10 protein-coding genes and 1 pseudogene are annotated in these 14,294 nt (G+C 69.2%); 5 read left to right on the top strand and 6 right to left on the bottom strand.

The window, feature by feature from the left end; translation table 11 throughout:
• Positions 1-151 precede the first annotated feature (151 nt).
• Positions 152-1,357, bottom strand: a complete 1,206-nt coding sequence (locus D0D28_RS11635) for a hypothetical protein (protein ID WP_094002560.1) — start codon at positions 1,355-1,357, stop codon at positions 152-154.
• Positions 1,358-1,455: 98 nt separating this feature from the next.
• Here D0D28_RS11635 and D0D28_RS11630 point away from each other — a divergent pair, with 98 nt between their 5' ends.
• From D0D28_RS11630 to D0D28_RS35600, 5 genes and pseudogenes are all read left to right on the top strand, one after another.
• A complete protein-coding gene (locus tag D0D28_RS11630) occupies positions 1,456-2,310 on the top strand; it encodes a glycosyltransferase family 2 protein (protein ID WP_205413234.1) in 855 nt (284 codons plus the stop codon).
• Positions 2,311-3,056: 746 nt separating this feature from the next.
• On the top strand, positions 3,057-3,998 hold the full coding sequence (locus D0D28_RS11625) for a YcaO-like family protein (RefSeq protein ID WP_162831044.1): 942 nt from the start codon (positions 3,057-3,059) through the stop codon (positions 3,996-3,998).
• Positions 3,920-5,269 carry an MFS transporter gene (locus D0D28_RS11620; protein ID WP_346009479.1) on the top strand — a complete coding sequence of 450 codons (1,350 nt, stop codon included), beginning with the start codon at positions 3,920-3,922 and terminating at the stop codon, positions 5,267-5,269. The genes D0D28_RS11625 and D0D28_RS11620 overlap by 79 nt, the downstream gene beginning before the upstream one ends.
• A 108-nt stretch (positions 5,270-5,377) precedes the next feature.
• A pseudogene (locus D0D28_RS11610) lies at positions 5,378-7,365 on the top strand (TfuA-like protein).
• On the top strand, positions 7,362-8,300 hold the full coding sequence (locus D0D28_RS35600) for an ATP-grasp domain-containing protein (protein WP_162831042.1): 939 nt from the start codon (positions 7,362-7,364) through the stop codon (positions 8,298-8,300). The pseudogene D0D28_RS11610 and the gene D0D28_RS35600 overlap by 4 nt, the downstream one beginning before the upstream one ends.
• Before the next feature lie 497 nt (positions 8,301-8,797).
• Here D0D28_RS35600 and D0D28_RS11595 read toward each other — a convergent pair whose 3' ends face one another.
• From D0D28_RS11595 to D0D28_RS35595, 5 genes are all read right to left on the bottom strand, one after another.
• Positions 8,798-11,338: a hypothetical protein gene (locus D0D28_RS11595; RefSeq protein WP_162831041.1), complete on the bottom strand. Its 2,541-nt coding sequence runs from the start codon at positions 11,336-11,338 to the stop codon at positions 8,798-8,800.
• A complete protein-coding gene (locus D0D28_RS11590) occupies positions 11,331-12,710 on the bottom strand; it encodes a hypothetical protein (protein WP_162831040.1) in 1,380 nt (459 codons plus the stop codon). The genes D0D28_RS11595 and D0D28_RS11590 overlap by 8 nt, the downstream gene beginning before the upstream one ends.
• A gap of 224 nt (positions 12,711-12,934) precedes the next feature.
• Positions 12,935-13,336 carry a PGPGW domain-containing protein gene (locus tag D0D28_RS11585; protein WP_094002567.1) on the bottom strand — a complete coding sequence of 134 codons (402 nt, stop codon included), beginning with the start codon at positions 13,334-13,336 and terminating at the stop codon, positions 12,935-12,937.
• Between the two features lie 6 nt (positions 13,337-13,342).
• A complete protein-coding gene (locus D0D28_RS37620; RefSeq protein WP_429727775.1) occupies positions 13,343-14,011 on the bottom strand; it encodes an FAD-dependent monooxygenase in 669 nt (222 codons plus the stop codon).
• A gap of 108 nt (positions 14,012-14,119) precedes the next feature.
• Positions 14,120-14,287, bottom strand: a complete 168-nt coding sequence (locus D0D28_RS35595) for a hypothetical protein (RefSeq protein ID WP_162831039.1) — start codon at positions 14,285-14,287, stop codon at positions 14,120-14,122.
• Positions 14,288-14,294 lie beyond the last annotated feature (7 nt).

Raw genomic sequence — 14,294 nt, 5'->3', positions numbered from 1 at the left:
CTTCTGGCGGCGCCGAGGCCGGCCACACGTCCCGCGGCCGGTCGCCCGACATCCGCTGCCCCGCCGTGGACTGGCTGGACGAGCTGGGCAGCGATGCCCGGTCCGAGAGATTACTGCGGGGCCGACAGGCCCGGAGTCCGGAGGGGACGCGTCACGGGTTGCGGCGCCTGCGGGTGATCCACCACGTTCCGCCGATGATGAGCAGTGCGAACGCGAGAAGGCCCGCGCCGAACGTGATGATCATCCAGATCCGGTCTTTGACTGCCAGTGTGCCGGCGAGTGTGACTTGCAGGGAGCCGACGGCGAAGGCGATGGCGGCGGTGAAGACGGTGACGAGTTCGATCGCGCGGACGGTGGAGTTCTGCAGTGTGCGGCGGAGATCGGCGTTGCTGGCTTCTTGGGCGGCCCAGCGCTGGCGTTCCTCGGCCGACCATTGGGCCAGTTGCCGGCCTTCCTGGATCATGTCGCGTTCGCGGAGGTATTGCTCTTGGAGCAGTTTGTGGCTGCCGCGGTTGCCGGTCGCGGGCAGGAGCCGCAGCGCGGTGTCGATGGTGTCGAGCGCGGTGTCGCAGTCCCGGGACATGCGCTGTCCTGCCGCCAGCCGGAAGTAGAAGATGTGATTGTCCGGAAATGCGGCCACGGCTTCTTCGGCCCGGGTGCGGAGGAGATCGGCTTGACCCTCGAAGGGGGCGGCCGCGGCGAGTGCGTTGAGGCAGAGGTCGACGACGTGCAGCGTCCGTTGCGGGGATGCCCACGCCTTGTCCAGCAGCGTGATCGCGTGTTCTGCGGTGATGGTGCGGCTGCCGAAGGCGGCGAAGGCTTCCAGGGCGACGAAGAGCGGGTCATTGCGGTGCTCGTCGCAGGCCAGGGCCAGGAGTGCGGAATCGAGGAACAGGCGCAGGTCGTCGAACGCGAAGTTCGCCCGGAGTTTGCCGGCGTGGTAGACGGTCGCGAAATACGCGATGGCGGACGAGCCGTGGTGTTCCTCCAGGATCCAGCCGCTGGCTTCGGTGAGTTCTCGCGCGGATTCGACGGTGTCCCTGGTGATGAACGCGTAGCCGAGGGCCCACTTCTGGGCGATCTCGGTGCGTTGCTCGACGTCGGCCGAGCGGGTCAGCCAGTGCGCGCACCGGGCGGCGGTTTCGACCGTGGGCAGTTCCAGGAACCGCAACCGCCAGTAGCGATCGGCGCAGATGAGGAAGGGGTCGGCGGCGAAGTCGGCGGATCCGACCTCGAACGGAGGCTCCGCCCCGGCCGCCATCAGCTCGGCGGCGGCAGCCTCGCAGATGCGATCCAGCTCGCGCGAGCCCGTCGTGGTTGCTTGACGCAGACTGTCCAGCAGGGCCTTCTTGTCCATGCTTCCCCTCGACCGACTGTGATTGATCCACTACTTACCACACCGGGGCCGCCTCGCGATGGTAGATACACACTGTGTGGGTTGATGTGGTGACAGCGGTGCACGCCGCCTACGCACCGTTCGTGCCTGCGGCCTACGCGTCCCTGCGCGCGCAGACCTATCCGCGATGGCGATGGCTGGTGCAGATCGACGGGGTGAACGACACCGCTGTCCGCACAGCCCTGGCTGTCACCGGAGCGCTGACCGACGAACGCGTCCAGGTCGAGAGCAACCGGGCCATGGCGGGGCCGGCCGTCACCCGCAACATCGCCCTGGCCCGCGCCGAGGCGCCTCTCCTGCAGAACCTGGACGCCGACGACCAGCTGGAACCGAACGCGCTGGAGCTGCTGGTGGCGGCGATGCGACGGCACCCGGAAGCGGGATACGCGGTCGGCCACGCCCGCGACCTGCTCCCCGACGGCACCCTGCGCGAGCATCCACTACCGTTGCCCCCCGGCATTCAGCGGCGCGGAGCATTATCGGACGAATGGTTGAGTGATCCGGAACACTACCGGCTTCCGGTCCACCCAGCGGGAGCCATGTGGCGACGGCCCCTCGTGGTGGAGCTGGGCGGCTGGACGGCGCTGCTGGGTATGGAGGACACCGGGCTTCTCATGGCAGCCTCCGCCGCCGCGGAGGGAGTCCTGGTCGACGCCCCGATCCTGCGCTACCGCAAGCATCCCCGGCAAAGGTCTCTCCGCACCGGAAGGTCAAAATTCGCGGGGGGGGGGGGCGCATATTTCGCTAGTGCGGGAACGGGTCGCACTCCTGGCCGCGGGGCCGCCCCGGTGGCCGCCCGCTTTGCGAGTCGAATGAGCCCGACGGACGTTGCCAGGACTTCGCCCAGCGCTGCAGTTGTCGGCGAAGCAACCGGAAATCGGACCAACGAACTCGTGCAAGACTTGGCATCTTGACGTGAGACGCACTGGGCGGTCAACGGGGCGCCCTGTTCAAATGAACGTCTGCTACTTCGCGGGTGCGTGAATGGTAGTTCCGAAGGGATTGTCGAACGCCAATCTGGTCGATTTGATGCTTAATGCGATCACGCGGTTGGCGAGGTCGTGAGAAGCGAAGTGTCATGGCTGGTTCGGTGCGATTTTGCGGTATGACCGACAACGTGTTTGGCAGGCTCAATACTTGCCGGACGACGATTCCTTAGCCTATCTTGATTTCCATTCGGTCTTGACCTTACGACCGGATGCATGGTGGCGAACCGGTGAAATCGGAGTGTGACGTTACCTCGCGCGCCTCGTCGGTGAATTGTGGCTGCCAGTTCCGATCGGTATCAACGCTTGCTTTGTCTGAATTGTCGAATTGTGCGGTTCGGCACTGATTGGGTCGAGGCCGCCCGGTATCCGGTCCTGCCGAACGGCATCGAGACCAGCGATCAGTGACCCGTCTGCAGCAAGACTCGCGGTTCACCCGACTTGAGTCCCCAACCTGGTTGTACGTTGATGTCCCTTGCGTGATACCTCGAATGAGGCGAGGAGGTCATGTCGAGATCGGTGAAAGATTCGGTGCACAGCGTCGGTGCCGCATCCGCCGCGCTAACCGTGAGGCGCGCCTGACGGGCAGAGTGGGTCGTGCCTGCCGGGCGGACGAGACGTTCGCGCGGTTCCGGCGTCTGATGCCGTCGGCAGGCGTGACTCGTCTCGCCGATGTGACCGGTTTGGATGTGCTGGGCATCCCGGTGTGCCTCGCTGTGCGGCCCCTTGCCCGTTCGCTGGCCGTGAGCGTCGGCAAGGGCATGGACACCGCCTCCGCGCGAACAGCAGCGCTGATGGAGAGCCTGGAGGTCCGGCATGCGGAGAACATCGACGCGGCGGGCCAAGTGGCGTCGTTCGAGGAGTTGACGGAGGTCGTGTCGCTGGACTTCCGGCTCGACAGCCTGACCGCGCCCTGGCTCGCCCGCAACTCGAATGGTCTGGCGTCGGGCAACACCCGGCCGGAGGCGATGCTGCACGCGCTGTGCGAGGTGATCGAGCGCGATGCGGAATGGCGGTGGGGGACCAGTGACGACGAGCGGCGCATCGCGTTGGACACGGTGCGAGACCCCGGATGCCGGTGGCTGCTGGACCGCTTCGCCGCACGCGGGGTGTACGTCGCCGCCTGGAACATCACCAGTGCCGCCGGGCTCCCCGCAGTGGGCTGCGTCGTCCTGCCGGACCCCGACGAGGCCGAGTGGTTCGGGACGGGGGTCCACGACGGTTTCTGCTGCCGCATGGAACCGGCCGCGGCCTTGGCCCCCGCGCTGCAGGAGGCCGCGCAGAAGAGGCTGACCTACATCTCCGGCAGCCGGGACGACGTCACCAGGGAGGAGATGGCCAGGGCCCACGACATCGGCCTGGTCCGGCGAGTGTGGACTGACCTGCACAGGGGAGGCGAGCGGATCGACTTCGCGACCTTGCGGTCGTACCCGCGTGGAAGCGCTGGCTCCGATGTCGCGGTGGCCGCGGAGGCACTCCGGCGTGCTGGATTCGAGCGGATCGTCGTCCTCGACGTGGGCGGCGCCGATCCGGGCCCGTGGGTGGTGAAGGTGGTCGTACCCGGCGCGTACGGCCCCTACGGCTCCGCGCTGGCCCCGGTGAGGCCAGTGGCGTGAGCACAGCCGGGCGGGATTTCCGATGGCTTTGGACGGGTCAGACCGTGTCACTGATCGGCGATCAGGTGTCTGCCTTCGTGCTGCCGACTGTCGCCGTGGTGGTGCTGCACGCGGGCAGCGTCGAGGTCGGCGCGCTCAATGCGATCGCCTCCGCGGCCTATCCGGTGCTGGGGCTGTTCGTCGGGGTGCTCATGGACCGCGTCCGCCGCCGTCCCGCCATGATCACGGCCGATCTGGTGCGGTGCGCGGCTTTCGCGACGCTTCCGGTAGCCGCGGCCTCCGGCGTTCTGTCCCTCGCCCAGCTGTATGTCGTGGCAGCGGTGGCGGGGGTCTTCTCGGTCCTCTTCGACGTGGCCTACCAGTCGTATCTGCCCACGCTCCGGTCCGGGGAGCCGCTGGCGCGGGGGAACGCGCGCCTGGAGATGTCGAGCAGCGTCTCCCGGCTGATCGGGCCCGTGCCCGGTGGGGCGTTGCTGCAGGCATTGGCCGCCGCCGGCGCCCTGGCGGTGAACGCGCTGTCCTTTCTCGCATCGGTGGCCGGGGTCGTTCTCGTCCGCGCACCCGAACCCACCCCGGGTTCGCACGGCGCGAGGACCGGTGTGTGGCGTTCGATCGCCGAGGGCTTGCGCTTCCTGTGGGGACACCCCCTCCTGCGCCCGCTCACCGTGGCAGCGGGACTGCGCAACCTGGGGATGAGCGCGGTGCGGACGGTGCTGGTGCTCTTCCTGTACCGGGCACTCGCGCTGTCCCCGGGGGTCGCCGGAGCCCTCTTCACCGCCGGGGCTGTCGCCGCGGTGGCTGGAGCGATGCTGAGCGGCTGGCTGGCCGGGCGTCTGGGGGTCGGCCGCACCTTGTTGCTGACCGGGTGCGAGGGGCTGGCGTGGCTGGCCGTGCCGTTGGCGCTGGTGTTGCCGCCGGTTGGCATCGTGGTGACCGTGATGGTGGTGTCGTCGCTGTGGCTGCCGATCTGGAACGCCGTCGTCACCACGCTGCGCCAGCAGGTCACGGAAGCCCGTCTGCTGGGCCGGGTGCATGCGACCGCTCGGACGATCAACCTGAGCACGATTCCTCTCGGCGCCTTGGCGGGCGGCGCGCTGGCCCAGCTTCTCGCGGACGCGTACGGCGACCGCACGGGCCTGACCCTGGCCCTGGTCCTCTGCGCCGCGGTCGCCACGTTGTCGCTCCCCAGCCTGCTGGTCGCCGGCATCGCCCGCATTCGCCACTACCCGAGCCCGGCCCCGGTCTCCGGCGGGACCGCGGAAGGAGGCTGACTTGCACGGTTGCGTTTTCGTCGGACCCACTCTCGGCGCCGGGGAAGCCGAACGCGTCGCCGGCCTGACCGCACTCCCCCAGCTTCGGCCGGTGACGTCTACCGCGCCGTGGAGGCGGGGTACCGCACGCTTCTCCTGATCGACGGGTACTTCCACCAGGTGCCCAGCGTTCAGCACAAGGAGATCCTCTACGCCCTCCACCAAGGGCTGGCGGTGTTCGGCTGCTCCAGCATGGGCGCCCTGCGCGCCGCGGAACTGGCGGACTTCGGGATGGTCGGTATCGGGCGCGTCTTCCGCCGTACCGTGACGGCACTCTCACCGACGACGACGAGGTTGCCGTCGCCCATGGTGACGCCGGTTCCGGCTACCAGACCCTGTCCGTGCCGATGGTGACGATCCGCCACGCCGCCGGGCTGGTCCGAGCCGAGGGCGTGCTGGGACCCGATTCCGCCGGCACCCTGGTCCGGCTGGCCAAATCCCTGTTCTACGCGGACCGTCACTGGACCAGCCTGGCCGAGCAGGCTCGGCAGGCGGGCATTCCCCGAGACCAGCTCGAGGACTGGGTCGCTTCGTGGCCGCCCGGAAACCCGACGTCAAACGCGACGACGCATTCGAAGCCCTGGACGCGGTTGCCCGGAATCCAGGGGCCCTTTCCAGGACGCGGCGCCCGTCTTTCGAACCGACCCACCACTGGGCGGAGTTCGTACGCCAGGAAACGCCCTGAACCCGCCTCCGGAGGTGTGCACGTGGCAGGCAAGGAGATTCTCGGGATCATCGACGATCTGCCGGCAGAGGACTTCACGGCGCTGGCCGACCGCCTGGGTACCGAACTGTGGAACGCCGGCGTCCACTTCGAGGGACGACCCTATCCGGCCAGTCCCCGCCCCTTGGTGCTGTCCGCGGAGGAAGCGGCAGCGGTTACTGACGCGGCGCGGGAACTGCACGCACTCCTCGAACGAGTCGCGGCGCTGTACCGCGAACACGCCGACGTGCGCGAGTTCTTCCCCCGATACGCGCACGCGGAGCACTGGCTGGCCGCCGACACCGGAACCCGTCCGGACGTCTTCGTGTGCCGCTTCGACGGGGCGCTGGTCGACGGCCGGTTCCGCATTATGGAGACCAACACGGCCTGCCCGGGAGGCGTGATCCAGAACGGCATCGTCCACCGCCGCTGGGCGCAGGCGGTGAGCGAAGAACTGGGCCTGGATCTGACGCCGTTCACCGATCCGCCCCAGGCGCAGGACACTGGGCTGTTCGTTCGCCGTCTGGTCGCACTGCACGAACGGAAGACCGGCCGGTTCCCTGAGTCGGCGGCTGTGGTCCAGTTGCGCGGCAAGTACGCCAACGAGGTCGACTGGATCAGCGAGGGGCTGACCGCCGCCGGGGTGGAGACCGAGATCGCCGACGCCCGCTCCTTCGTGCGCTCCCGCGAGGGCACTGTCCTCCTGAACGGGCGACGCATCGACCTCGCTTACAACAAGCTCGACCAGGTCGACCTCATCCGTACGCCGGAGGCCGTCGCCTACCTCGACGCAGCGGCGGCTGGTGACGTCACCTTCGTCAACGGGTTGCTGGCCCAATGCGTCCTCAACGACAAGTCGGTTCTCGCCCTGCTCACGGACGAGCGGTTCAGGACGCTGTTCGGCCCAGCGGAGCAGGATGTGATCGACCGGCACATACCGTGGACCCGCCGCGTCTCGTCCGGCGCGACGACCGTTCCGGACGGAACACGACACGACCTGGCCGCCTACCTCCGCAAGGACCGTGCCCGGCTGATCATGAAACCGGCCGACAAGACCCGTGGCGAGGGCGTCGTGGTCGGACCGTTCACCGACCAACCCGTGTGGGAGGCGGCCCTCGACACCGCGCTGGCGGCGCCGGACACCTACGTTGTCCAGCGCTATCTCCCTTTGGCGGCAAGCGATTTGCGCCCGTACTCGGGCGGGCGCCGCTGCCGGATGGCGCACGGCATCGACACCTACCTCTTCGACGGGGACTTCGCTGCGTTCCAGTGCCGGGCTTCATTGGACCCCGTGGTCAACATCGGCAGGCGGGAGATGCTGCTGCCGGTGGTCGTGGAGGAGGCCCGCGCATGACGCCGACGGCGCCGGTCTGGCTGCTGGACCGATCCGGAACGCCCTCCTGGGAGATGGCCCGGCTGACACAGCAGCTTGCCGGCCTGGGCATCGAGGCGGCGCCCGTCGACTGGCGGGCACTGGAGCCCGGGGCAGGCAGTGTGCGCCTGCCGTCCGCGCCTGCCTTGGTGCTGGTGCAGTCCCGCGTGGCTACCCGCCACACCGGTGGTGATCTGGCCCTCCTCTACGACTGGCTCGACCACCTGACGGATGGCGGCAGCCGCGTGGTCAACCGGGTGGCGGACATGCGCCGCTGCCGCAACAAGGTGCGGCAGGCCGCGACGCTGGAGGCTGCGGGCTTGCCCGTACCCGAGACCCGGGTCGTCGGAACACTGGGCGCTGTCGAGGAGTGCCTCGCGGAGTGGGGCGAGGTGGTGCTCAAACCGGTGATCGGCCACGCCTCCATCGACATGACGCATCTGCGCGCTCACGGTCCGAGCGGCACGGAGGCCGATCTCCTCGGCCTGCGCGAGGAGATCGTCGTATGGCATCTGCTCCAGGAGCGGAAAGTCTTGTGTGCACAGCCCTTCGTCCCGAATCCGGGCCGCGACGTACGGGTCACCGTCGTCGGCCGGACCGTTGTCGCGTGCGTGTATCAACACAGCACCGCACCCGACAAACGGGTACGCCACCATCTGTACCCCATCCGCTGGGAGCAGGTCGAACTCACCGCGCGGATCCGGGACATCAGCGTGCGTGCTGTCGCCGCGCTCGGCCTCGATCTGGCGTCGATCGACCTGGTGGAGGGACCGGACGGTCCGGTCGTCATCGAAGTCAACGAGGGCATCTCGACGTGGCGGCGCATCGAGGAGTCCTACGGCGGCCTGACATCGGCCGGGATGACCCGCGTGATCGCGGACCACCTCGCAGGGCTCCTCGACTCCGCGGCGGTCTAGAAGATTTTCGAGGTTCTTTCCCTGAGCCGGCGTTTGTTCGGATGAGGGGTGGCACTGCCGGCGCTTCGGCTGCACCACGTGGTTGCGGCCGCCGGCCTTCGCTGCCTTCTTCGCACGGACGGCCATTTCCACGAGCTCGCCGAGGTGGTTGCCGTGTGCCGGGCTGGAGACGACGCCGACGGCGATGGTGCAGGGGGGCGTGTCGCGGCCGAGTCGCGGGCTTTCGGTGGGAGCGTGCAGAAACTGCTGTCCACTGTCGACGAGCAATGACCAGCCGCCGTGCGGCCGGATGGCCGGCCAGCTGGTCGCCGCACGGTCTCGCACCGCCGCTGCCATTCGGCGGTCGCGGAGGTGCGAACCTGATCCGGCTCGCAGCCGCCGCGTAGACGGGCGACCCGGGGAGGTGCAGCGAATTCGGCCGGGCGGGAGGTCCCCAGCCCTGCCGGGCCCCGGTCTTCTGTCGAGCGCGCTGTCCCGTCGTTCCGCGGTGCGCCAGCTCAGCGATCGTCGGCGGTCCGGGCGCAACGAAGCCCTTTAGTGAGGTCTACGCCCATGTCTCGCAAGATGTCTACCGCCTCGGGTATCGGATGGACGCCTGCCGCGCGCCTGACTCGCTCCGCCAAGGTGAAGTCGCGCGCTTCCAGGATGGCTCGCGGGGTGATTCGCTGGTTGCAGCGGTAGTGGTTCCAGACAACCAGGTCGCCGTTCGGTTGGATACGGAACAGATCGGGGTTTCGCCACACCAGGAGGACCCAGCCCTTCGCGGTGCCGTGCGCCCAAGCTGCCACCCGGGTTGTCTGCGCTGCGGCGACGGCCGCCAGCGCGACGAACACCGGGCTCGGCCAGTCCCCCAGGACGTGGATCACCGCTGGGTGGTCCGCGTGGGCGACCCGGCCCTGCTCCTCCAGAGCGGACAACGCGTCGTTGACAGGGTCGGCTTGGACGACCTTCTCGGCGACCGCGTACACCGCGCCGGGGCTCAAAGCGGTTCCGAAGTGCTTCTCGAGTTCGGAACTGTACTCGGCGACGATGTCGGCGTCCATCGCAGGCAACAGGTGCTCGACGGCGCGGGCCACTGCCGCATACCGCAACGCGTTTTCGCTGCCGTGGTCGTAGCTCGGAACGCACCAGCGCAACAAGGCCAGACCCACCGCGGCGATGCTGGCCATCTGGGCCTCCGCCTCCGGGGGCGGGTCTTCGGCTTGCTGAAAGTCCACGAGCAGGTCGGCCACGAGCGGGAACCAGGAGTCGTCGTCCCACACCTCCATGGCGATCAGGGTGAACATCATGCGGACGGGCAGCAACCGGTCGACCGTGGCGATCACGTCCTGAGTCGCGGCCAGCTTCAGTGCCCACCGGCGCAGTGTGCGCCGCTGCTTCTCGGCGAGTCCCTGTGGTGGGCCATCGGGATCGTTCTGGACGGCGTCGACGGACTCGGCGGTCTCCTCCTCCAGGCCGGCTTCGGTCTCGTCGGCGTCCAAGTCCTCCGACCAGATCCCGGTGTCGACGCGGTCGTCTCGCTTGCGGGCCAGTGCGAGGTCGACCAGCGTCACACCGAGCCGGTCGTCGGCGATAGCGACCTCCTTCTGCCAGGCGGCCTGGGTGTGCAGCGAGGCCGTGGACGCGCGAAGTTCGCGCATCGCGCGACGCAACGCTGCGAGGTCCTCCAGGAACCGCTCGGCCAAGGTGCTGTTGGCGATCAGGTCGGTCAGGGTCGGCGGTTGCCTGACTGGGCTGGTTGTTACCGTCCGCGTGGCGCGGGCCAGGTCGAGGACCGGAACGAACGGGCCGGCGACGGCTTCGGCGTCGACGAGCCGCACGTGGCTGCCGGGCGTGCAGTCGCGCTCGACCATGACCTCCAGCGTGCCAGGTCCGACTTCGGCGATGGCCGTCCAGTCGTCCGGCGGGCGGCTGATATCGGACAACTCCAGCCTGCCGGTGCGGTTCAGGGCCGAAACCAGCTGGACGTGGAGTGCACCGTCGACGAGGGTCGCGCCGAGCAGACGCGGCCCTGGCGCCGGTGCGGGCAACGAGATTCGGGCGGGCTGCACCGCTCTCGCCGGCACAGGCGAGAAGTGCGGCATCAACGTCGCCTCCACCGTGCTCAGCACGGCCAGCTCGCAGTTTCCGCCCGCACCGGTCACGCGTCGCAGGGCCGCTGACGAGAGGTTCGCACTGCCGGTCAAGGCGAACGTCTGGTCCTCCACTGTCCATTCGATCAGCTTGCCGTGGCGGTATCGCGGCTCCAGGTCCGCGACCAGCGTGCCACCGGTGTCGATGATCAGCTCTTCCAACGCGGGCGCGTCGACCACGGTGCGGCCGGGCTGGTACGCGACAGTGAAGTGCCTGGGGCGCATGCGTTCCACGAGGGCGTGGAGCGCGGCGGCACCCCGGTCGTGGAAAGGAGCTGACACCCGCAGGTGATCGACCGGGCCTTCGGGAAGTTGTCCCAGCAGAGGCTCGTGGAGATTGTCGAGCACGGAAGGGCTGTTCGCCGTGACCGGGAAGGTCTCCAGTTGATCGGCGGCGCTGCGCAGAGCTTCGATCACGCCGCGCGAGAAACGGACGTGGCCGGGAAGAGCGCGCATCCACGCGGAAACGCTGTGGACAGCGGCGGGGACGCCTTCCGTGCCGCCTCGGAGGACTGTCCACAGCTCGGCGTTGTCCTGCCACCCGGCGAGTGTCGTGTTGCCGGACCCGACCGCGACCAGGCACTCCCGGTCGCCGGCCAGCACGATGACCTTGGGGTGGAAGGCGCCGGAGGTGACCGCCAAGCCCGCCAGGTAGGCGCGGCCGGCCTGCCGCACGGCACGGGGGTCCGGTCTGGCCGCGCCGGCGTCCCCGACGACCGTGACGCGTGAGCCCAGACCGCGGACCAGACCGAGCACCTGGGACTCGAAGAAGCCCAGGTCGAGTGTGTAGCTGAGGAAGATCGCGTGGTTGAGGCGCCAGCGGCCGCGTTCGGCCTGCAGGATCCAGGTCAGCGGCGAAGCCGCGCCCTCGCGAACGTTGCCGGCGATCGTGTGCTCGTCAGACAAGGAGATCACGTCCCAGGGCGGTGACCGTGATCCTGCCGCCGACGTCGGCGAAGACGCCGGACCCCACGAGCACGTTGCCCAGCTGAGCCAGCCGCAGGCTCACCCGTCCACGCCCCTCTGCACCGGTCTTGTAGAGCCAACCACCGTCGAGCGAACGGACGCGGCCGGGAAACCACAGAGTCCCGTCTGCCTTCCGGCGGGTCTTCATGAGCGCAACCCGCTCGCTCCGGGCGAGCAGCTGTCTGACCAGACGGTCCGCGAACGCGTGCAGGGAGTGCGATCGCTGCGCGTCCAGGTTCGCGGCCAGCCAGGCGGGCGTCAGTTCGTGGTCGGGGCTGCCTGCGAACACCTTTCGGATTTCACCGGTGAGCTCCGAGACTCGGGCCGCGTTGGCGCACAGCACACGCAAGTCCGCCGCGGGGGCGCCGTAGCCGTCATACAGGCTGACCTCAGCGGGTGCGGGCGCACCATCGGGTCCGGTGGTAGAGGGAAGCTCGGACAACCAGGCGCCCACGGTGCCTGCCGGCAACTCGGCAAGGAGCGCGGCCACCACGTCATCGATGTGGGTCACGTCGACCACCTGGTCGACCAGCCACGCCCAGAGCCGCCGCCACGCCGAGACAGCGTGATTGCGGAGGGTGACACCACGCCACCGGTGTGCGACCGGGCTGGCTGCCGCAACGGTGTCGGTGCTGAGGAAGACACCGAAGGCGAGGATGTCCGTCACCTGCTCGGTGAGGTTCCGGATGTCGTGGGTGTCGACGATCCGCGCCAGCAGCCGGATCGTTTCCCGCCGGGACAAGGTGGCCTCGTCCTCGGCGATGCGCTCATCCTTGCCACACAACAGCCGCGCCAGCCATCGACCGTCGGGCCGTCCCGGCCCGGCGCAGATGCAGAGGCCGGTGTCTTGAGCTAGATCCGACAAGGTGAGTTCGTCTTCGCGGGCCAGGTCCAGCAACCTGCCGATACCGCCGCGGACCGCGACGTCGTCGTACGTTTCTCCGGGACCTCTTGTTTGATCAAGCACGCCGAGCGTCACCTCGGAACCGAGGTATGCGCCGGAGAATCCCCAGGAGTTCCTGGCGTAGCCGCCGACAGCGGACGCCTCTTCCATGACGAGCGTCCCGCCGCGGAGGCGCTGCGCCAGTGAATCGGTGCCGTGCGCCCGGCCTGTCGGCGAGTCGTGTCCACCGTGGTGGACGAAGGAGACCGCCGCCGCCGCGACTTCCGTCCGTCGAAGCAGATCCGTGGTCGCGTCCTTGTCGAGCCCTCTCGCCTGAGCCTCGGCCATCACCATGCCGTGGATCGCGAAGTACCGCGCATGCGGTGTCACGGTCGTCACCCCGGGCACCAACTGCGCTGCCTGCGCCATCACTGGCTGCTCGACAGCCAACGGGTACTTCCCGGCACCGGCGCCCAAACCAACGGCGCTCCACGCCGGCCCGTCGACTCCCACCCGATCCCCTTCCACTTTCGGAGGTGATCGCGCGACGAGCTGGAATTGTTGCTTGCTGCAGGTCAGAGCGGTCTCCGTACGCCACCAGGCTATAGGCGTGCCCGGGCTGGGTCTGGCGTCCATCGACCTGGTGGAGGGGGCTAGGGAGAGGTCCGCGAGGTGGTGCGGCGCGCACGTACCCGGCGGTGGCTCCAGGCCAGCAGGCCGAGCAGGACGAGGCCGGACAGGATCAGGCTCGATCCGGTGCTCCACCCGCTCAGCGGCAGCGATCGCACGAAACCCCAGACCAGCCCCGCAGTGATGAGCAGCAGTCCGGCGGTCACGGAGCCCGCGATCCGCAGCGGTGAGGACACGCTGTCCTCGGCGGCCTTCATCGCTCGCGAGCGCACCGGGTCGACGTAGCGTTCCAGCGCGGGGAACTCCGAGGCCAGCACGACCAGCCCCGCGAGCACCAGCAGCAGCCCGGGGCCGGGAAGCACCAGCAGCAGCACCCCGACACCGAGAAGCAGGACGCCTGCCACGGCGATGACCGCTCGTTTCATCCGTCGTCAGCTCCCTGGCCCTGGTTGTCCCGGTCGGGTGCCAGTCTGCCCCAGTTCACCCGGCGACGCCCGTTCTGGCGCCCAGTTGTCCCGTGTGGACAGCGGTGCGGTCACCGGGCCGCGCGGAACGCCTCCTCCGCTTCGTCGATCGCCGCGAGCTGGGCGATGATCTCCCCGGAGGAGGATTCGCCGACGTGCGGTCGAGGATCGCGTCGCGGAGTGGTCGGAGTGGGCCGGTGCGTGGTGGAAGAGCCGGCCGAGCACGCAGGCCTGCTGCACCTGCCGGGCGGTGTGCGGTTTGCGCGGTGCTTCGAAAGCGTCGAGCGCGGCACGCACCGCGGCGTAGTCGGACAGGTCGGCCCCGGCCAGGCGGCGGCCGAGGAAGTAGCCGTCCTCGGTGGCCATGCCCGCGCCGTAGGCGGCGTAGGGGCTCGTGGCGTGTGCGGCGTCCCCGACGAGGGTGGCCCGGCGCTTCGACCACTGCCGGAGCGGTGTGCGGCGCGCGGGTCGCCGGTGAACCCGGTGCGGGCGTCGTGCGCGCCGAGGACCCACCACTGGAACCCGTCGCGGCCCTTGTCGGGGATGGACGTCCAGCTGCCCTGCACGGTGCGCCCGTGCGAGACGATGCACAGCCCGCGCTGGGCGGTGACGCCCTCGTCGCAGGGCGGCGGCCATGCCGGCCGGGCCGGCGCCGATGACGGGGCCCGGCCGCGCCTGGTCGGGGTGGCGCTCATGGTGATCTCCTCGTCGAGATGTGCGGGCGGGTTCGTTGGACGCCGCGGGTCAGGAGCTGGGGACTTCGTGGACGGCCACGGCCGGTTCGCCGTCGATCAGGTCGCCGATCCGGGCCAGGAACGCCTGGGTGTGGGGGAGCGTCAGGTGCGCGTCGAGGTCACCGGTTTCCCCCCGTCGCCCGGGCCGGGCACGAGCACTTCCGATCACGATCAGCACGCGTGGT

It is taken from the genome of Amycolatopsis ruanii (genome assembly GCF_003385175.1).
Classification (GTDB): Bacteria; Actinomycetota; Actinomycetes; order Mycobacteriales; family Pseudonocardiaceae; genus Amycolatopsis_E; species Amycolatopsis_E thermalba.
The sequence above is the reverse complement of the archived record's forward strand: the minus strand, read 5'-3'. Positions and strand labels throughout refer to the sequence as shown.